This is a genomic window from Sphingomonas lutea, assembly GCF_014396785.1.
GTDB lineage: Bacteria > Pseudomonadota > Alphaproteobacteria > Sphingomonadales > Sphingomonadaceae > Sphingomicrobium > Sphingomicrobium luteum.
This window is the reverse complement of sequence record NZ_CP060718.1, coordinates 2,170,053-2,188,285: the sequence shown is the minus strand read 5'-3', so window position 1 is coordinate 2,188,285 and position 18,233 is coordinate 2,170,053. Positions and strand designations below refer to the sequence as shown.

Here is an 18,233-nt window from a genome sequence, read left to right as displayed (position 1 = left end):
TTTCACCCACCCTCGAAGGTTTTGCGACAATGCGCGCCGAAGCGCAGGCCCATATCGACCAGATTAACGCCGCGACCGCGTTGCTGCGCCGTTTCCTCGACTGGGACCGCGCGCAGCGGCGGCTCGGCGAACTCAACGCGCAGGTCGAAGACAGCAGCCTGTGGGACGACCCCAAGGCCGCGCAGGAAGTGATGCGCGAGCGCCAGCGGCTCGAGCAGGCGATCGGCGCCACGCAAGCGATCGAAACCGAGCTGGCGGACACCGTCGAGCTGATCGAAATGGCCGAGGCCGAGGGCGACACTGGGCTTGTCGACGACGCCGTTAAGAGCTTGGCCGAGCTTGCCGAGCGCGCCGAGCGCGACAAGGTCGCGGCGCTGCTTGCCGGGGAGGCGGACGCCAACAGCAGCTACGTCGAGGTCAATGCGGGCGCGGGCGGGACCGAAAGCCAGGATTGGGCCGAAATGCTGCTGCGCATGTACAGCCGGTGGGGCGAACGGCACGGCTACAAGGTCGAGATGATCGACCATCATTCGGGTGAGCAGGCGGGCATCAAGTCGGCGACGATCCTGGTCAAGGGCGAGAACGCATACGGTAACCTGAAGACCGAGAGCGGCGTCCACCGGCTGGTGCGGATCAGCCCGTACGATAGCAACGCGCGGCGCCACACCAGCTTTTCGAGCGTGTGGGTCTATCCCGAAGTCGACGACGATATCGAGATCGACATCAACGAAAGCGACCTTCGCATCGACACCTACCGCGCTTCCGGCGCCGGCGGGCAGCATGTCAACACAACCGACAGCGCGGTGCGCATCACGCACATTCCGACCAACATCGTCGTCGCCTGCCAGAACGAACGCTCGCAGCACAAGAACCGCGCGTCGGCGATGAAGCAATTGAAGGCGCGGCTGTACGAAGCCGAACTGCAAAAGCGCGAGGCCGAAGCCAACGCCGCCAACGCCGCCAAGACCGACATCGGCTGGGGCCACCAGATCCGGTCCTACGTGCTGCAGCCGTATCAGCTGGTGAAGGATTTGCGAACCGGCGTCACCTCGACCGCACCCGCCGACGTTCTCGACGGCGACCTCGACCGCTTCATGGCCGCGGCCCTGTCGCAGCGCGTCACGGGCGAAACGGTGGAAGTGGAAGATGTCGATTAGATCCTCTTCGGAACGGGGAGGGGAATCACCCGCAAGGGGGTGGATAGGTCGGCGGGCCGGCTTACGGGCCCGCTCAATCACGCCTTCGGCTCGCCACGTCCCCGTGCCGGGGAAGATCTTGCTCTTCGTGGTTCTCGCGCTCACCGCGTGCCGCGCGCAGCCCGAGGAAACGCCGTTCCCCAAGGCGCAGCGCGACGTCGCGCCGATCGTCAGCGATGCCTTTTCGACCGAGGATGCCCGCGACCGGGTAGGGAGGCTGAAGCGGTGCTGGCGCTGGCCGGCGTGAAGCCGGGCATGTGGGTTGCGGACGTTGGCGCGGGCGAAGGCTATTACACCGTCCGCCTGGCGCGTGCCGTCGGGCCCAACGGCCGTGTTTTGGCCGAAGATATTGTTCCTGGCGTGCGTGATGCGCTCAGCGACCGCGTGCAACGGCAAAAGCTCGACAATGTCGCCGTGAAACTGGGAACGCCCGACAACCCGCTGCTACCGCACCGGTCGTTCGACCGGATCTTCATGGTCCATATGTACCATGAGGTGCAGTCGCCCTACGCGTTCCTGTGGCACCTGCGCGATGGCCTGAAGCCCGACGGCTTGGTGATCGTGGTGGATTCCAACCGGCAGGTGCGGCGCCACGGCATTCCGCCGCGGCAGTTACGCTGCGAACTGGCCGCAATCGGTCTCGAACCCGTGAAATTCCAGGCGTTGGTCGGCGGGGACAGTTATTATGCCGCCTTCCGCGCCGCCCGCACGCGTCCGGCGCCACAGCAAATCCGGCCGTGCCGCGACCGGAGCGCACGCTCGGGCTAAAGCAATCCAATCTGACGAAAGCTGGTGCAGTCCACGCCTGCAAAAACCAGATGGTCAAGCACAGTACAATCGAGCGCCTCCGCCGCCGTGGCGAGACGACGGGTGGCGCGCCGATCAGCCTCGCTCGGGCAAGCGTCACCACTGGGATGGTTATGCGCAAGAACGATGCCGGCACTCCCGTGCTTTGCCGCATCAATCACGATGTCGCGCAGGGGGAAGTCGGCGAAAGCTGCGTCGCCGTCGTGCCGGCTGACGTGCAGGCAGCGTGCTTGCTCGTCGACATGCGCGACCCACAAGCTTTCGCGGGAAGGGTCCGCATCGGCAATGCAGCCCGCGAAGAAGGTGCGGGCGGCGACAAGGCCGTCGAGCTTGAGCGGAGATTCGGCACGCTGATAGCGCATGCCGCCACATTACCCGGGGCGGCCGGTGCCGAGACCGAAACTGGGTCGAGCCTGGCCCAGCATTCCTCCAATGCGGAGAAAGCTAGGCGGCCACGGCCTTGTCCTGTGCCGCATCGAAGCGCGCCTGCGCGGCATGGATCGACCCGACATTGTCCATTGCCCAGGTCACCAGGCCGCAGATCGGCTTCTGGAGCGATTTGCCGAGCTCGGTGAGCTCATAGTCGACGCGCGGCGGGATGCTCGGGGTCACCGTCCGGCTGACCAGCCCGTCGCGCTCGAGGTTGCGCAGCGTAAGCGTGAGCATCCGCTGCGACACGCTGGGGATCTCGCGTCGCAGCTCGTTGAAGCGGTGCGACCCCTGGCCAAGCGTCTGCACCACCAGCACGGTCCACTTGTCGCCGATCCGCGACAGCAGCGTGCTGATCGTCCGGCATACGGGGTTGGTGGGGTCTCTCATCGGTTCTCTCCAGGTGCCCGAGCACATATTTGTGTCCGGGCCACAAAAAAGTGCGTTCTTGCGACGGCTTCGTCCGTGGTTACTTAAGTTGCCTCGGTAACAATTCCATACCAAGGAGGCAATAGTGACCGTCTTGCACATCGACAGCAGCATTACCGGTGAGAACAGTGTGAGCCGCCAGTTGACGAGCACGATTGTCGGCAGGCTGACCCGGGCCGATCCATCTGCCCGAGTGATTTACCGCGACCTAGCAAGCCAGCCGCTCGACCACCTGACCCTCGAGGATTTCGCCGACAGTTCGACCCTCGATGAATTCCTTGCGGCGGAAACCGTGGTGATCGGCGCACCGATGTACAATTTCACGTTGCCGAGCCAGCTCAAGGCCTGGATCGACCGAATCCTCGTGGCGGGACGGACCTTCCGCTACACCGCCAACGGCCCGGAGGGCCTGGCAGGAGGGAAGCGGGTAATCGTCGCCATGGCCCGCGGAGGGATTTATGACGCCGGCTCGCCCGCTTCGGCGCTTGAGCATCTTGAAAGCTATTTGCGCGGCGTGTTCGATTTCATCGGAATCACGCCCGAATTCGTCGCTGCCGATGGGCTGAACTTCGGCCCCGAGCAGCGCGACGCGTCGGTCAAGGCCGCGCTCGGCGAAACGCTGCGGTTGGCCGCTTAGGCGGACGAGCGCTCCCGCTCGTTTCGCTCACTCCAGGACGCGAGCGCTCTTAGCTCAGCAGCCGCAGCGGGTTCTCGATGTAGGATTTGAGCGCCTGCATGAAGCTCGCCGCGTCCCAGCCGTCGACCACGCGGTGATCGCAGCTGAGCGACAGGTTCATCCGTTTGCGCACCTCGATCTCGCCGTCGACGACGACGACTTTCTCTTCGACCTTGTTGACAGCGATGATCGCGACTTCGGGGCGGTTGATCACCGGGGTCGAGGTGATCCCACCCATCGGGCCGAGCGAGGACAAGGTGATGGTCGATCCGGAAAGCTCTTCCCGCGCCGCCTTGCCGCTGCGCGCGGCATCGGCCAGGCGGAGCGCCTCGAACGCCAGCTGCCAGACGCTTTTGCCCTGCGCATCGCGAATGACCGCGACCATCAGGCCGTTGGGCGTCTGCGTCGCCATGCCGAGATGCAGGGCGCCGTGGCGCGTGATGACGCCGGCATCGTCGTCATAGGTCGCGTTGAGCATGGGGAAGTCGGGCAGCGTCTTGCCCATCGCGGTGATGAGGAAGGGCAGCAACGTCAGCTTGGGGTTCGAACCGCGGTCACGGTTCATCATCGCGCGCGTGTCTTCGAGGTCGGTGACGTCGAACTCCTCGACCAAGGTGAAATGCGGGATGCGGCGCTTGGCCTCCTGCATGTTCTCGGCAATCTTGCGCCGCAGCCCGACGACCTTGATCGTCTCGTCCTGGCGCGGCGCCGCGCCGCGCACGGACACGCCGCCGCCATTGTAGAGCAGATACGCATCAAGGTCGGCGTGACGGATGCGGTCGCTCGCGGTCTTCACCTCGGCAAGGTCGATGCCGAGATCGCGGGCACGGGCGCGGACGGCGGGGGAGGCCAGAACCTGGTGCCTATCTTCGTTCGTCCTGAGCGAGGTCGAAGGGCGTTCCTCGAGCATCCCTGTCTGGCGCGCTTCGACCTCGGGCTCCGCCCTCCGCTCAGTACGAACGGATGCGGGAGCTTCCTCGACAGCCATGGTCGGCAAGGCATCTTCCTGCGCGTTCGTCGGGGCTTCGGCGCCGTCGGCCAGCGGCATTTCTTCCGCAACTGGCGCATCGTCCGCCGCGTCGGTCTCAATCACCGCCAGCACCGACCCGATCGGAATCTGGTCGCCGACTTCGCCCGCCAGCTTCACGACTTTGCCGGCGACCGGCGATTCCATTTCTACCGTCGCCTTGTCGGTCATCATGTCGGCGATCTGCTGGTCCTCGCCGATCACGTCGCCAACCTTGACGTGCCACGCGACGATCTCCGCCTCGGCAATGCCTTCGCCAATGTCGGGCAGCTTGAATTCGTAGTTCGCCATCAGTCGGCCATGACCTTTTCTAGCGCCGTTTTCATGCGCTTCGGACCGGGGAAATAGGCCCATTCGTAGGCATGCGGGTAGGGCGTATCCCAACCTGTCACGCGCTCGACAGGCGCTTCGAGATGATAGAAGCAACGTTCCTGTACCAACGTCACCAGCTCGGACGCGAAGCCGGATGTGCGCGGCGCTTCCATCGCCACGAGGCAGCGGCCGGTTTTCTGCACCGACGCCTCGATCGTCTCAATGTCGAGCGGGACGAGCGTGCGCAGGTCGATCACCTCGGCATCCAGGCCTTGCTCTATCACCGCGGCGAGCGCGACGTGAACCATCGTGCCATAGGCGAGCACGGTTAGATCGGCACCTTCGCGGACGATCACGGCCTTACCCAGCGGGACGGTGTAATGGCCTTCGGGCACGTCGCTTGCGGGATGCTTCGACCAAGGCGTCACCGGGCGGTCGTGATGGCCGTCGAACGGTCCGTTGTAGATGCGCTTGGGCTCGAAGAAGATTACCGGATCGGGGTCTTCGACCGCCGCAATCAGCAGGCCCTTGGCGTCGTAGGGTGTCGAGGGCACGACCACCTTCAAACCTGCGATGTGGGTGAACAGGCTTTCCGGGCTCTGGCTGTGCGTCTGCCCGCCAAAAATGCCGCCGCCATAGGGCGTGCGGATGACCATCGGCATCGTCCATTCGCCGCCGGTGCGATAGCGCATCTTGGCGACTTCGCTGACGATTTGGTCGTAGCCCGGGTAAATGTAGTCGGCGAACTGGATTTCGATCAGCGGCTTAATGCCGTAGGCGGCCATGCCGACCGCGGTCGCGACGATCCCGCCTTCACTGATCGGCGCGTCGAACGTGCGCGTCTTGCCGAATTCCTTTTGCAGCCCTTCGGTGACGCGGAAGACCCCGCCGAAATAGCCCACGTCCTCACCGAAGACGACGACATCCTCGTCGGCCCGCATGACGACCTTGTGCGCGTCGTTCAGCGCCTGAATCATGTTCATCGTCGGCATCAGCGCGACTCTTCCAACGCGGCGTCGCGCTGCTCGGCGATGTGCCACGGCACCTCGGCGTAAACGTCGTCGAACATGCTGCCGATATCGTCCTTGCCCTGCTGCGGCAGGATGCCGATTTTTTCGGCTTCCTTTTGCGCGGCGCGCACCGCGGTGTCGGCCTCGGCGGCTAGCGCCGCGTGGCGGTCCTCATCCCATTCGCCGAGCGCAAAGAGATGCGCCTTCAGCCGCTCGATCGGGTCGCCCAGCGGCCACGCCTTGGCTTCGTCGCCGGGGCGGTAGCCCGACGGGTCGTCGGAGGTCGAGTGGCCCTCGGCGCGGTAGGTGAAGAACTCGATCAGCGCGGGGCCGTTGTTTGATCGCGCCCGCTCCGCCGCCCATTGCACTGCACCGTAAACCGCTAGCGCGTCGTTTCCGTCGACCCGCAACGAGGCGATGCCGTAGCCGACGGCGCGTTGGGCGAATGTGGCGCGCTCTGCGCCGGCGATGCCCGAGAAGCTCGAGATCGCCCATTGATTGTTCACAACGGCGAGGATGACGGGCACGTTGTAGACTGCGGCGAACGTCATCGCGCTGTGGAAGTCGCCCTCGGCCGTGGCGCCGTCGCCGATCCAGCCCATCGCGATGCGGCTGTCACCCTTGATCGCCGCCCCCATCGCCCAGCCGACTGCTTGCGGGAATTGCGTGCCAAGGTTGCCGGAGATGGAGAAAAAACCGTGCGCCTTGTCCGAATACATGATCGGCAGCTGGCGGCCCTTCAGCCGGTCGCCCTTGTTCGAATAAATCTGGTTCATCATGTCGACCAGCGGATAGCCCCGCGATACGAGCAGGCCCTGCTGCCGATAGGTCGGGAAATGCATGTCGTCGCGCGACATGGCGGCGGCGGTCGCGGTGGCGATCGCCTCCTCGCCGGTGCACTTCATGTAAAAGCTGGTCTTCCCCTGTCTTTGCGAGCGGTACATGCGATCGTCGAACGTGCGCACGGTGACCATGTCGGACAGGATCTTACGCAGCGTATCGGCGTCGAGCTTCGGATCCCACGGCCCCACTGCGCGATGGTCATCGCCGAGCACGCGTACCAGCGATGTCGCCAAGGGGTGCGTTTCGGCGGCGGGTGCGCTGGTATCCGGACGTGGCGCTTCACCCGCGGCGGCGATGACGATGCCGGAGAAATCGGGCGTGTCGCCGGGCCGGAATTTCGGCTCCGGAACGTGGAGCGCAAGCTTTGGCGCATTGCGGCGCAGCGCTGGGTCTTTATCACTCATGGTTGGAGCGAGCGCTTAAAGCGGAGCGGCGGCAGGAGCAATGGGAGGCCATATGGGCAGGACGATCGCAGCATTGCTGCTGTTACTGATGAGCGCGCTCGGCGTTCCCGCAATGGCTGCGGACGTGGTTTACGTGATGCGCCACTTGCAGAAGGCGACGGGCGACGACCCAGTGTTGACCCCGGAAGGCGTGGCAAACGCGAATGGGCTCGCCGCACAACTCGCGAATTCTAGGATCAGGGCCGTGTTCGCCACGGCAACTCGGCGCGCGGCACAAACCGGCGAGCCGCTGGCGCGGGCGCAGGGCCTGACCGTCACCACCTACGACCCGCGCAACGTCCCGGCGCTGGTGGCGGCAGTGAACGCGATTTCCGGCAACGTCCTAGTGGTTGGTCACAGCAACACCGTGCCCGATCTTGTCGCCGCGTTCGGCGGGACGAAACCCGCCCCGCTGACCGAAGCCGATTACGGGACGATCTACGTGGTCAAGGCGGGATCCACCGACGTCGTCACAATGCCGGTGTCGCCTGCCCCGTCCGGTCCTGAACGGGGCAGATGACCGGACGGCGATTAGTCTTCGTGCGGTAGCGTCTGCGTCGCGCCCGCCGTGTAACTGCCCCCCGCCGACTGTTCGAACCAGAAGGGCAGGCGACGCTTCGATCCGCCCGCGACCTGGTCCATGTTGCTGTCGTACACGACCCCGTTGGCGACGGTGTAGCGGATGCTGGTCGTGTTGCGGATATTCTCCAGCGGGTTGGCGTCGAGGATGACGAGATCGGCCAGCTTCCCGGGCTCGATCGATCCGATGTCCCGATCGAGGCCGAGCGCGCGCGCTGGATTGGTGGTTGCCGTAGCCAGGGCCTGATGCGGCCCCATGCCGCCGAGCGCGAAGTTCCAAATGTCCCAGTGCGCCCCCAAGCCCTCGCGCTGGCCATGTGCGCCGATCGAGGTCGGGATGCCGATATCGTTGATCCGCTTGGCGGTGCGCGAGATCGAGATCAGATTCTCTTCTTCGGGCGGGATCATCGTGCGCCGCCGCGAGCGCGCGTCGAGCAGCCGGCGCGGCACCCAGCGCGAAAGGATCGGCTCTTCCCACACATTGGTTTTCTCATACCAATGATGTTCGCCGAAACGCCCGCCGTAAGACACCACGAGCGTGGGCGTATAAGCGGTGCCCGACCCGCGCCAGAATTGCAGGACGTCGTCATAGATGTTGGCCACGGGGAGCGAATGCTCAATGGTCGTATGCCCATCGGCGATCATGGTCATGTTCGGCATGAAGAGCGATCCACCTTCGGGCACGACATCCATCTGCAGCTCGCGCGCGGCCTGGATGATCTGCTGGCGTTGCTCGCGCCGTGGCTGGTTGTAGCTCTTCACCGACCAGGCGCCCGACGCCTTCAGGCGGCGGAGGTGCGTACGCGCATCGTCGATACCGTCGATCTGCACCGTGTAGGGCGTAGTTGCGCCGTAAAGGATGTTGCCGGTTGAAAAGAGGCGCGGACCGACGATCATGCCGACCTTCTGCATTTCGGAGGCAGCGAACATCTCGCTGGTGTCGTTCGACGGGTCGTGCGCGGTCGTCACGCCATAGGCGAGGCCGGCGAACAGCACCCAATTCTGCTGGGGCACGATTTCTTCCGAACCGACCGAGCCGTGCCAGTGCGCATCGATCAGCCCGGGGATGATCGTCTTCCCGCTGGCATCGATCGTCCGCGTTCCGGCGGGATAGCTGATGGACGCCGTCGGGCCGACCGCGGCGATGCGGTTGCCGTCGATGAGCACGGTGCCGTTCTCGATCACCTCCTGCCCGCGCATGGTGACGATCCGCGCACCGGTGATGGCAAGCATGCCCTGCGGGCGCGCAGCCGCCTGCATGAAGCCAAGCGGGTAGCTAACGGCGGGCGCCGGCTCCTTGGCAGCAGGTGCGAACGCATTCTGCGGCGACAGGTCGCGGCGGAACAGGTTGGGCCCCTGTGTCCAGAACAGGCTGCGGCCGTTGCCCGACCAATGCACCCAATCACCCGAATCGGTGCTGACCCGCGCCTGCGGCACCGCCTTGCCCTTGGGGAGACGTCGAGCGAGCGGCCGGTCAGCGTGAAGGGCATGACATAGGCTTGGTAGCGTTCAGTCCAGGCAACGAACTGCTCGTCGGGCGAAATCGCGAACTCGGCCGCGTCCTGCGAAATGAGGTGCGTCATTTCTTTCGCACCGGACAATTCGGCGGAACGCAGCGACCGTTTGCCCTCGGCTTCATTGGCCATGAAGAATATACGGTCGTTCGATGCGCCGAAGTGCGGCAGCGTACCGTCCTTGCGCACCTTCTTGGCCGCACCCCCGCGGGTGGGTACGACGTAAATGCCGGGATCGCGGCCCCACAGCGGCGTCGTAAGATAGCCGTCGTTGGTCTTGCGAAAGACGATGGTCTGGCCGTCGGGGGAGAAATTGGGCTCGAGATAATGTCCCGGCTCCGTGGTGACGGCACGACCGGTGCCGCCGCCCGCGCCGACCACCTTTACGCGTCCGGCATTCTGGTCGTTCCAGCTGACGTAGACGATGTTGCGCCCGTCCCGCGACCAGGCCGGGTACAGCTCGAACTCGTCATTGGCGCGGGTCAGACGGCGTGGCGCGCCGCCGGTGAGATCGCGAATCCACAAATGGCCGAGCGCCTCGTAAACGACGCGGCGGCCGTCAGGGCTGGTGCGTGCGAAGCGCGTCATCTTAACTTCGAAGCTGTCCGGCGCGACCGCCTTGGGCGTGCGCACCGCATCTTCGACGAAGCGTGTGCCGGTGACGTGGAAGGGGATGTCGCTGACCGCGCGCGAAGCGACGTCGACTCGCTTGATCTTACCCCCTGCCCAGAAGACGATCGAGCGGTTGTCGGGCGTCCAGCTCATCCCCGGATAGACTCCGTGGATCGCCCAGGTTTCCTGCATGTCGCGGTCTAGCGTGTCGGTCAGCGGCGTCTCGCGGCCAGACGCAATGTCGAGCAGATAGATGGTCGACTTGTACCGGTCACGGCGGATGAAGGCCAAGCTCTTGCCGTCGGGGGAGGGCGTGGGGCGGATCGCGCCCCCCGGGCCCGTCACATACGGCTCGACCTCATTGGTCTGCCGGTCGAGCCGCTGGATGACGTAGATCTGCCCATTGGGATCCTTGGAATATTCGAAGATTTCGCCCGGCGTCGTGTCGTCGGAGAAATACAGGTAGCGGCCGTCGGGCGAGAAGGCGGGTTCGTTGGTGTCCTTTTGTTTGGTGCGCGCCTTGGTCATCTGCACGCCTTCGGTCACGCCGGAACGGTGATAGAGCCACATTTCACCAGCGCCGAGCGAGCGCGTTCCGGTGAAGTGCTTGCGCGCCACGACGAAGGCGCCATCGGGGGTCCATTCCGGCTGGTTGAGCAGCCGGAACTTCTCCTCGGTAATGGCGCGCGGAGCGGCGCCGTTACGACCCATTATCCAGATATTGTCGCCCCCGCCGCGGTCGGAAGTGAAGGCGATTTCCGTGCCGCTGGGGGAATAGCGCGGCTGCATGTCCCACGCGTGGCCGGTGGTCAGCGCGCGCGCCGCGCCGCCGGTCATCGGCATCACATAAATGTCGCCGAGCAGGTCAAATACGATTTCACTGCCGTCGGGCGAGACGTCGAGCGACATCCACGTCCCTTCGCGCGTGTCGATCGGAACGTCGCGGCCCGGGGCGTGGCGCGCATTGACATCCCACTTCTTGGGATCGGGGGTCGCCGCGACGGGCGCTCCGGGGCCGCCTTGAGTGGACTGCTTCTGCAATTCCTGGCTGACGGGGCGGGGTTCCTGCTCGGCCTTTTGCGGCTGGAGCGGATCGGCCTTGGTATCCGTCTGGGACGGCGGCGGCGCGACCGGCGGGGTCGGCGCCGGCGACGGTGCGGGCTGGGCATGCGCCGCGACGGCGAAGGCACAAGTGGCGGCAAGCAAAAGCGAACGACGAACCATGGATGAACTCCCCTCGTGGGGGATTCTTGGACAGGGCCGCGCCAAATCGCAACGCGTTTTCAGGCCGTTCGTCGAAGCCAGCGTACCGCCGGTTGACCTTGGCGCCCGCGCTAACTAGCCGCGACGCCCATGACCGACGAAACGCCAAAAACCGACGCGATGCCCGACCGGCTGTCGCTCGACCCGCGCAGCCCGCACTTCGACGAGGAGGTGCTGAACCGCGGGGTCGGGATCAAGTTCAACGGCCAGGAAAAGACCAACGTGATCGAATATTCGATCTCGGAAGGGTGGATCAAGGTCGCGGCCGGCAAAAGCCGCGACCGTTTCGGTCAGCCGATGACGCTAAAGCTCAACGGCAAGGTCGAGCCCTATTTCGAAGACGTCGCTCAGGCGTCCGGAGACGACGGGGTCGCGTCCGAAGGATAGACCGTACCGCGCCGGCGGGCGCGGCGTTCACGCAGCTTGTTGAAGCCCCAAAGAGCGCCCGCACCAAGCGCAAGCGGACCAAAGCCGCGGCGGGCGAGCGCCGCTGCGCCATAACCCAGCGCGGCGCCCTTGGCGCCTGAATGGCGGCCGGCGACTTTGCTGCCCAGCCATGCGCCTGCGATCTTGCCCAACATCACCCGATACTCCTGTTCAAATAACGCTGCCGCAATGACGCGCCGGGGCTGGTGAATGTTCCCAACCGCCGGATGGTGAAATGTCCCAAGCCTTGGGTGGCGCAAATTCCCAATACCGGTAGGCGAGAAGTGGTTTTTCGCAGTTTTCCGGGAATGGCACGAGTCTTGATTGGGAGTGGGCATCGACCCGCACACCGAACCAGCGGGCAAAAAGGGAGACTGAAGATGCAAAGCCGTTCGAAATTCCAACGCACCCTCGTCGCCATCGCCGGGGCGCTCGCCATGAGCACCGTCGCGGTTGGCGCTGCCGTCGGCCCGGCCCAGGCCGTTGCAAGCCCCATGAAAGTTACCGTCAATGCCTAACCTCGAAGTTCTTGAAGCCCAGGTCCCCGTCCGCACCCCGCGCCTCGCCGAAGTCGAGCGCGTGAGCCCTGCCGAGCGCACTTCGCCGGTGGCAAGCTGGCTCAGCGGCCCGGTGTTCAGCCGCGCTCGCGATATCTTCGCGGCGAACATGACCGAGCTTCTCGACCGGGCGGAAGACCCGGCGCGGATGATCCGCATGATCATCCTCGAAATGGAAGAAACTTTGGTCGACGTCCGCGCCACCGCGGCCCGCTCGATCGCCGACATCAAGGAGCTGCGGCGCGCCTGCACCCGGCTTGAGGAAATTCAGGCGGACTGGACTGCCAAGGCCGAGCTGGCGCTGTCGAAGGACCGCGAGGACCTGGCCAAGGCTGCTCTGACTGAGCGCCAGAAAGCCGCGGATATGGCCGCCGGACTGACGAGTGAGCTCGACCAGCTGCAGCAGGTACTGCGCGGCTACGAGGCGGACATCGCCAAGCTTCAGACGAAGCTGCGCGAGGCCCGCGCCCGCCAGAACGCAATTGCGGCGCGGATCGAAAGCGCGGTCACCCGCGCCAAGGCGCGCGAGATGATGCACGGGGGTCGCACTGCCGAGGCGTTCGCCAAGTTCGAGCTGCTCGAACGCCGTGCCGACTTTGCCGAGGGCCGCGCGGATGCGCTCGGCATCGGTTCGCTCGAAGACGAAATTCACGAGCTCCAGGCGGCCGAAGCGGTCGACCGCGAGCTCGAAGCGATGAAGGCCGCGCTGAAGGCGCGCGCGAACTAAGAAGTGGAAAAGGGGACGATGGACATGGCTCGCAAAATTTATCCATACTCGCTCGATCGCCACGACGCGAAGATCGCTGGCGTCTGCTCGACGCTCGGCACTCGGTTTGGGATCGATCCCACTTTCATCAGGATCGCGTTCGTTGCCGTGCCGCTGCTCACACCGATCGATCTCACGACCGCGATCATCGCTTACGCCATCATCGGCATTTACCTGGCGATCCAGCGCAAGCGTGAGGTCGATAGCAGCCGCCGCGTGAGCGACTTCGATCGTATGGAACAGGTGTCGCAGCGCAAGCCTACGGTGCATGCCATGCGCACCGAGCTCGATGAGACCGACCGCCGCCTGATGGCGATCGATCATCACATCAACACCCAGAATGACGAACTGGCGCGCGAGATCGAGGCGCTCCGGCAGGAGGAAAAGTGATGGACCCGATCACGATGGCAGTTCTGGCCGCGAGCGTCATCGCCGGATTGTCGGCGGCGGCGTGGGCAGGGCTCAAGGCCTGGAACGGCTGGCTAGACCTCAAACGCATGGAACTGCAGCAGAACAGCGGCGACCGGACCCTTCCCCCGGCAAGCGGGCGGATCGAAATGGCCGACCTCAAGGAACGGATCCGAAAGCTCGAGGCGATCGCCGCCGGAATCGACCTGTAATTTCCCCGCGCACTCCGCTCCCCAGGTGCGCGCTTGCCAAGAGGCGGTTCGGCTTCCCTTCGCCGGGCCGCCTCTTTCGTTTCCCGCTCTTGGAAGATCGACGAGCGCCTGCACGCAATCGACGACACGAGCCTACTAAGCACGATGCGGCTTGTATTGTTATAATGTCTCCGATACCCGGAGTCCTCAAGGGAGTTACCATTGAAGTTGTTAGCGATTCTGCTCGCCTCCGCGGCGGGCCTTACCACTCCAGCGCTCGCCCAATCCCCCGCTTCGCAGCCGCCGCCCCAGCGCCCGACGACGACGCCGGCCGCGGCGGATGCGCATTCGACGCATGCGGGCCATGAGGACGAGATCGTCGTCACTGGCCGCTACGTGCAGAATCTCGACTTGTTGGCGGGGACGTCAGTCCTGGACGGCGCCGACCTGCAGCGCGACATCCGCGGGCAGTTGGGCGATACGCTGGCGAAGCTGCCCGGCGTGTCCGCCACGTCCTTTTCCCCCGGTGCCTCGCGTCCAGTCCTGCGCGGCTTCCAGGGCGAACGCATTCGCGTCCTCACCGACGGCATCGGATCGATCGATGTGTCGAACACTTCGGCCGATCATGCCGTGACCATTGATCCGCTGACGGCAGAACGGATCGAAGTGCTACACGGTCCCGCCGTCCTGCTGTTCGGCGGCCAGGCGATCGGCGGTGCGGTCAACGTGATCGATCGCCGCATCCCTCATGTCGTGCCTGAAGGGGGCTACCACGTCGATGTTCTGGGTTCGCTGAGCAGCGCGGCCGATGAGCGTTCGGTGGGCGCGGGCGCCGACATCGCCTTGGGGCAAAGCGGCTTTGTCGCGCATCTCGACGGCAGCTGGCGCAAGAGCGACGACCTGCGCACCGGCGGCTATTTGCTGTCGCCGCAGCTTCGCGCCGAGCAACTCGAAATTGCCGAGGAGGAACTGGCCGAGGGGCATCCCGAAGAAGCGGTGGAAGCGCTTGCCCTCGCCGATCAGCGTGGCCGCATACCCAACAGCCAGACCGAACAGAAGGGCTTTGGCGCCGGACTGTCGTTCATCCGCGACACGTTCGAAATCGGCGGCTCGGTCGGCCGGTTCGAAAGCGTATATGGGGTGCCTGCGCGCCCCGGGGCCGAACATCATCATGGGGAGGGCGAGGGCGAGGACGCGGAAGAGGGCGCGGAAGAGGCGCCGGTGTCGATCGACCTCAAGCAAACCCGCTACGACCTGCGCGCCGAATATTCGCCGGACGCCGGCTTCCTCGAAAAGATCCGTTTCCGTGGAGCAACCGCCAAGTACCGGCACACCGAATTCGAAGGCGACGAGGTCGGGACCGTTTTCCGCAACAAGGGTCTCGAGGCCCGCTTCGAACTGGTCCAGCGCGACCGCAATGGCTGGCGCGGCGCAAGCGGTGCCCAGTATTTCCGCCGCAATTTCCAAGCGGTCGGCGCGGAGGCGTTCCTGCCCGCCAACAAGACGAACAGCTTCGGCTTGTTCACGTTGCAGGAATTCACCCTCGGCAAGGTCGGGCTGGAAGGATCGCTCCGCTACGACTCAACGCAGGTCGAATCCGACATCCTGGATTTCGACCGCAGCTTTAGCGCCATTTCCGGCGCGGCGGGCGCATCCTATGCCATCGCGCCGCAGGCCAAGCTGGGAATCAACCTGTCGCGGACGACCCGCGCACCCTCGGCGGAAGAGCTGCTGTCCAACGGCCCGCACATCGCCACCCAGGCGTTCGAGGTCGGTGATCCCGATCTGCGCAAGGAGAGAAGCGTTGGCGCCGAGGCCTATGTCCGCCTCGACCGCCGCGACTGGAAGCTGAGCCTGACCGGCTTCGCCAACTGGTTCGACGATTTCATCTATGACGACGCAACCGGCGCGGAAGAGGATGGCCTGCCCGTCTTCCAATATTTCCAGCGCGACGCGACCTATTACGGGGTCGAAGCGCAGGCGTCCGCCACGCTGACCCGCATCGGCGGCTTCACCATCGTCGGCGATGCCGTCGCCGATTATGTCCGCGCGACGATCAAGGGCGTCGGCCCGGTGCCGCGCATCCCGCCGTTTCGTTTGCTGGCCGGTCTTGAAGCGCAGTCGACCAATTGGGACGGGCGCGTGGAAGTGGAGAGGGTCGCCGGGCAGGATCGAACCGCCGCGTTCGAACTGCCGACCGAAGGCTTCACAATGGTCAACGCCTCGATCGCCTGGCGCCCGTGGGGCAAGAACCGGGAAACCGCGATCATGCTGTCCGCCAACAACATTTTCGATGTCGAAGCGCGACGCCATGCCTCTTTCACCAAAGACTTCGTGCCGCTTGCCGGCCGCGATATCCGCTTGAGCGCGCGGTTCAGCTTCTGACGGATTGATTGAGTCGCCGTCCGGCACGGGCTAGGTCCCGCGCCCCATGGGTGCAGGCCATAACCATCATCATAATACCGGCGACGATTATAGCCGTGCGTTCGCGATCGGCATTGCGATCAATATCGCCATCGTCGTCGTCGAGGCGGTGTTCGGCTTCATTTCCGGCTCGATGGCGCTGCTCGCCGACGCCGGGCACAACCTTTCGGACGTCCTCAGCCTGGTGGTCGCCTGGGCGGGCGCAAGGATGGCGCGGCGGTCGCCCTCGCCGCGCTTCACCTATGGACTCAAGAAAGCGTCGATCCTCGCCGCGTTGATCAACGCCTTGCTGCTGCTGGTCGCCGTGGGCGCGATTGCCGCCGAAGCAATCCGGCGGCTGTTCGATCCGGCGCCGGCGCACGCACCGACGATGATCTGGATCGCTGCATTGGCGATTGTCGGCAACCTGCTCACCGCCTTGCTTTTCGCGCGGGGCCGCAAGCGCGACATCAATGTCCGCGCCGCCTATCAGCATATGGCGGCCGACGCCGCGGTGTCGGCCGCGGTGGTCTTCGCCGGCATCGTCATCCTGTGGACCGGACAGGCATGGGTCGATCCAGTGATGAGCCTCGCGGTTGCGGCGGTGATCCTGTGGGGCAGCATCGGCTTGATGCGTGAATCGGTGGGGATGTCTCTGATGGGGGTTCCGGCGGGCATTGACCTCGACGAGGTCGAGCTGGAGCTCGGACGGCTCGAAGGCGTCGAGACCGTGCACGACCTGCACGTCTGGCCGTTGAGCACCACCGAGACCGCCCTGACCGCGCACCTCGTTGCGCCAGAGGTGGCGTCGACGGACGCCTTGCTCGCCAACGCGCGGCGCATGCTCCACGACCGCTTTCACATCGATCATTGCACGATCCAGGTCGAACGCGCCCATTTGGAAGATAGCCACTGCCGATGAACGTCACGCACCTCGAATGTTCGTTGACCAATGAGCATTATGCCGCCGGCGAGATCCATAATCTGTCGCGGGCCGGCAAGCCGCTGATCGTCCGCTACGATCTCGACCGGGCGCGCGAGAAGCTCACCCGCGACGCCATCGGACAGCGCCCCGCCGGCATGTGGAAATGGCGCGAAATCCTGCCGCATGACGGCGATCCGGTTAGCCTGGGCGAAGGCGAGACGCCGCTCATCGCGCTTCCGCGAACCGGCGGGGCGAATTTGCTGGTCAAGGACGAGGGACGGTTGCCCACCGGCTCCTTCAAGGCACGCGGGCTGGCGATGGCGGTGACCATGGCCAGGCAGTTCGGGATCGCGCGGATCGCGATGCCGACCAACGGCAATGCGGGGGCGGCGCTCGCCGCTTATGGCGCGAGGGCAGGGATCGAGACGATCGTCATCTGCCCGGCCGAAACGCCCGCGATCAACGTTACCGAAACCGCGGCTTTCGGCGCGCGAGTCTATGTCGCCGATGGCCAGATCGACGAGTGCGGCGCGCTCGTGGGGAAGGGCGCGGCGCAAGGCCTGTGGTTCGACTGCTCGACGCTCAAGGAACCCTATCGCCTGGAGGGCAAGAAGGTGATGGGCCTCGAGCTTGCGGAGCAGCTCGGCTGGACGCTGCCCGATGCGATTTTCTACCCTACGGGCGGCGGCACCGGCCTGATTGGCATGTGGAAGGCGTTTGACGAGCTGGAAGCGCTGGGCCTGATCGGTGCCGAGCGGCCGCGCATGTATGCGGTCCAGGCTGAAGGCTGCGCGCCCATCGTCCGCGCTTTCGAGCGAGGCGAGGAGTTTGCCGAGCGCTGGGAAGGTGCCGCAACGGTCGCGACCGGGATCCGCGTGCCGAAGGCGGTTGGCGATTTCCTCATCCTGCGTGCAGTGCGCGACAGCGGGGGCGCGGCCATTGCCGTGCCGGAAGACGCAATCCTTCAGTCGGTCGAGGATGTCGCGCGCGATGACGGCTTTCTGCTCTGTCCGGAGGGTGGCGCGGTGGTCGCGGCATGGCGGCAGGCGCGCGACCAAGGCCTGGTCCGCAGCGATGAGCGAGTCGTTCTGTTCAATTGCGCCAACGGCAACAAATATCCGCTTCCCGATCGGTCAAAGCGTCTGACGCTGGCGGAAGCCGAGGTGGGGGCGCTCTAACTCTCAGTTGGCGAGTATCTAGCTCCGTTCGTGGTGAGCGAAGTCGGAGGGCGATCCTCGGACGTTTGCGCGAGGCGCCCTTCGACTACGCGCTGCGCGCTTCGCTCAGGACGAACGAGGTTTGCGCGAGGATGTCGAAGGCTGCGCGACGATGTGGAGGAGGGGCCGGCACCAGAAATTTCCAGGCCCATAAACGCGTAAACCCCGGCAACCGAAGCTGCCGGGGTTCCATGCTTCTT

The 18,233-nt window shown here is 65.0% G+C and carries 21 protein-coding genes; 13 read left to right on the top strand and 8 right to left on the bottom strand.

What is annotated here, in order from left to right; all coding sequences use genetic code 11:
• The first annotated feature begins 29 nt into the window (after positions 1-29).
• The 3 genes from prfB (at position 30) to H9L13_RS11300 (ending at position 1,964) form a co-directional block, all read left to right on the top strand.
• Positions 30-1,157: a peptide chain release factor 2 gene (gene prfB / locus H9L13_RS11305; RefSeq protein WP_187537784.1), complete on the top strand. Its 1,128-nt coding sequence runs from the start codon at positions 30-32 to the stop codon at positions 1,155-1,157.
• A 103-nt stretch (positions 1,158-1,260) separates the two neighbouring features.
• A complete protein-coding gene (locus H9L13_RS12960; protein ID WP_342354481.1) occupies positions 1,261-1,443 on the top strand; it encodes a hypothetical protein in 183 nt (60 codons plus the stop codon).
• The gene (locus H9L13_RS11300; protein ID WP_342354480.1) at positions 1,422-1,964 is read left to right on the top strand and encodes a class I SAM-dependent methyltransferase; all 543 of its coding nucleotides are present in this window, start codon (positions 1,422-1,424) and stop codon (positions 1,962-1,964) included. Before H9L13_RS12960 ends, H9L13_RS11300 begins: the two co-directional genes overlap by 22 nt.
• Here the strand turns inward: H9L13_RS11300 and H9L13_RS11295 are convergent.
• Together H9L13_RS11295 and H9L13_RS11290 are read right to left on the bottom strand one after the other, a co-directional pair.
• Entirely contained in the window at positions 1,961-2,365 is a 405-nt protein-coding gene (locus H9L13_RS11295; RefSeq protein ID WP_187537783.1) for a JAB domain-containing protein, read from the bottom strand. The two genes, H9L13_RS11300 and H9L13_RS11295, sit on opposite strands and share 4 nt — an antisense overlap.
• 82 nt (positions 2,366-2,447) lie before the next feature.
• A complete protein-coding gene (locus H9L13_RS11290) occupies positions 2,448-2,822 on the bottom strand; it encodes a winged helix-turn-helix transcriptional regulator (protein WP_187537782.1) in 375 nt (124 codons plus the stop codon).
• A 124-nt stretch (positions 2,823-2,946) separates the two neighbouring features.
• Here H9L13_RS11290 and H9L13_RS11285 point away from each other — a divergent pair, with 124 nt between their 5' ends.
• Complete coding sequence (locus H9L13_RS11285) at positions 2,947-3,498, top strand: FMN-dependent NADH-azoreductase (protein ID WP_187537781.1); 552 nt, start codon at positions 2,947-2,949, stop codon at positions 3,496-3,498.
• A 49-nt stretch (positions 3,499-3,547) separates the two neighbouring features.
• Here H9L13_RS11285 and H9L13_RS11280 read toward each other — a convergent pair whose 3' ends face one another.
• Genes H9L13_RS11280 through H9L13_RS11270 form a run of 3 tightly spaced genes read right to left on the bottom strand, consistent with a single transcriptional unit; the run spans position 3,548 to position 7,133 of the window.
• The gene (locus tag H9L13_RS11280; RefSeq protein WP_187537780.1) at positions 3,548-4,855 is read right to left on the bottom strand and encodes a dihydrolipoamide acetyltransferase family protein; all 1,308 of its coding nucleotides are present in this window, start codon (positions 4,853-4,855) and stop codon (positions 3,548-3,550) included.
• Positions 4,855-5,859 carry an alpha-ketoacid dehydrogenase subunit beta gene (locus H9L13_RS11275; RefSeq protein ID WP_223176512.1) on the bottom strand — a complete coding sequence of 335 codons (1,005 nt, stop codon included), beginning with the start codon at positions 5,857-5,859 and terminating at the stop codon, positions 4,855-4,857. Before H9L13_RS11275 ends, H9L13_RS11280 begins: the two co-directional genes overlap by 1 nt.
• An 8-nt stretch (positions 5,860-5,867) precedes the next feature.
• A complete protein-coding gene (locus H9L13_RS11270) occupies positions 5,868-7,133 on the bottom strand; it encodes a thiamine pyrophosphate-dependent enzyme (RefSeq protein ID WP_187537778.1) in 1,266 nt (421 codons plus the stop codon).
• 52 nt (positions 7,134-7,185) lie between these two features.
• On the opposite strand from H9L13_RS11270, the gene H9L13_RS11265 reads away from it, so the two are divergent.
• Positions 7,186-7,692, top strand: a complete 507-nt coding sequence (locus tag H9L13_RS11265) for a phosphoglycerate mutase family protein (RefSeq protein ID WP_187537777.1) — start codon at positions 7,186-7,188, stop codon at positions 7,690-7,692.
• 11 nt (positions 7,693-7,703) lie between these two features.
• Here the strand turns inward: H9L13_RS11265 and H9L13_RS12630 are convergent, their stop codons facing one another.
• Together H9L13_RS12630 and H9L13_RS12625 are read right to left on the bottom strand one after the other, a co-directional pair.
• The gene (locus tag H9L13_RS12630) at positions 7,704-8,984 is read right to left on the bottom strand and encodes an amidohydrolase family protein (protein ID WP_223176449.1); all 1,281 of its coding nucleotides are present in this window, start codon (positions 8,982-8,984) and stop codon (positions 7,704-7,706) included.
• Positions 8,933-11,101: a hypothetical protein gene (locus H9L13_RS12625; RefSeq protein WP_223176448.1), complete on the bottom strand. Its 2,169-nt coding sequence runs from the start codon at positions 11,099-11,101 to the stop codon at positions 8,933-8,935. The genes H9L13_RS12630 and H9L13_RS12625 overlap by 52 nt, the downstream gene beginning before the upstream one ends.
• A 129-nt stretch (positions 11,102-11,230) precedes the next feature.
• Here H9L13_RS12625 and H9L13_RS11255 point away from each other — a divergent pair, with 129 nt between their 5' ends.
• Positions 11,231-11,527 (top strand): DUF3297 family protein, encoded by a 297-nt coding sequence (locus H9L13_RS11255; protein ID WP_187537776.1) that lies wholly within the window; start codon positions 11,231-11,233, stop codon positions 11,525-11,527.
• Here H9L13_RS11255 and H9L13_RS11250 read toward each other — a convergent pair.
• Complete coding sequence (locus H9L13_RS11250; RefSeq protein ID WP_187537775.1) at positions 11,488-11,721, bottom strand: hypothetical protein; 234 nt, start codon at positions 11,719-11,721, stop codon at positions 11,488-11,490. The two genes, H9L13_RS11255 and H9L13_RS11250, sit on opposite strands and share 40 nt — an antisense overlap.
• A 225-nt stretch (positions 11,722-11,946) precedes the next feature.
• Here H9L13_RS11250 and H9L13_RS11245 point away from each other — a divergent pair, with 225 nt between their 5' ends.
• The 7 genes from H9L13_RS11245 (at position 11,947) to H9L13_RS11215 (ending at position 17,994) form a co-directional block, all read left to right on the top strand.
• Positions 11,947-12,084, top strand: a complete 138-nt coding sequence (locus H9L13_RS11245) for a hypothetical protein (protein ID WP_187537774.1) — start codon at positions 11,947-11,949, stop codon at positions 12,082-12,084.
• Positions 12,085-12,232: 148 nt separating this feature from the next.
• Positions 12,233-12,850, top strand: coding sequence for a PspA/IM30 family protein (locus tag H9L13_RS11240; protein WP_235091339.1), 618 nt, complete (start codon positions 12,233-12,235; stop codon positions 12,848-12,850).
• 24 nt (positions 12,851-12,874) lie between these two features.
• Positions 12,875-13,279 (top strand): PspC domain-containing protein, encoded by a 405-nt coding sequence (locus H9L13_RS11235; RefSeq protein WP_187537772.1) that lies wholly within the window; start codon positions 12,875-12,877, stop codon positions 13,277-13,279.
• Positions 13,276-13,509, top strand: a complete 234-nt coding sequence (locus H9L13_RS11230; protein ID WP_408022112.1) for a hypothetical protein — start codon at positions 13,276-13,278, stop codon at positions 13,507-13,509. Before H9L13_RS11235 ends, H9L13_RS11230 begins: the two co-directional genes overlap by 4 nt.
• 201 nt (positions 13,510-13,710) lie before the next feature.
• Positions 13,711-15,873, top strand: coding sequence for a TonB-dependent receptor (locus H9L13_RS11225; RefSeq protein WP_235090955.1), 2,163 nt, complete (start codon positions 13,711-13,713; stop codon positions 15,871-15,873).
• A gap of 46 nt (positions 15,874-15,919) precedes the next feature.
• Positions 15,920-16,813: a cation diffusion facilitator family transporter gene (locus H9L13_RS11220; RefSeq protein WP_187537770.1), complete on the top strand. Its 894-nt coding sequence runs from the start codon at positions 15,920-15,922 to the stop codon at positions 16,811-16,813.
• Positions 16,810-17,994, top strand: coding sequence for a threonine synthase (locus tag H9L13_RS11215; RefSeq protein WP_187537769.1), 1,185 nt, complete (start codon positions 16,810-16,812; stop codon positions 17,992-17,994). Before H9L13_RS11220 ends, H9L13_RS11215 begins: the two co-directional genes overlap by 4 nt.
• Positions 17,995-18,233 lie beyond the last annotated feature (239 nt).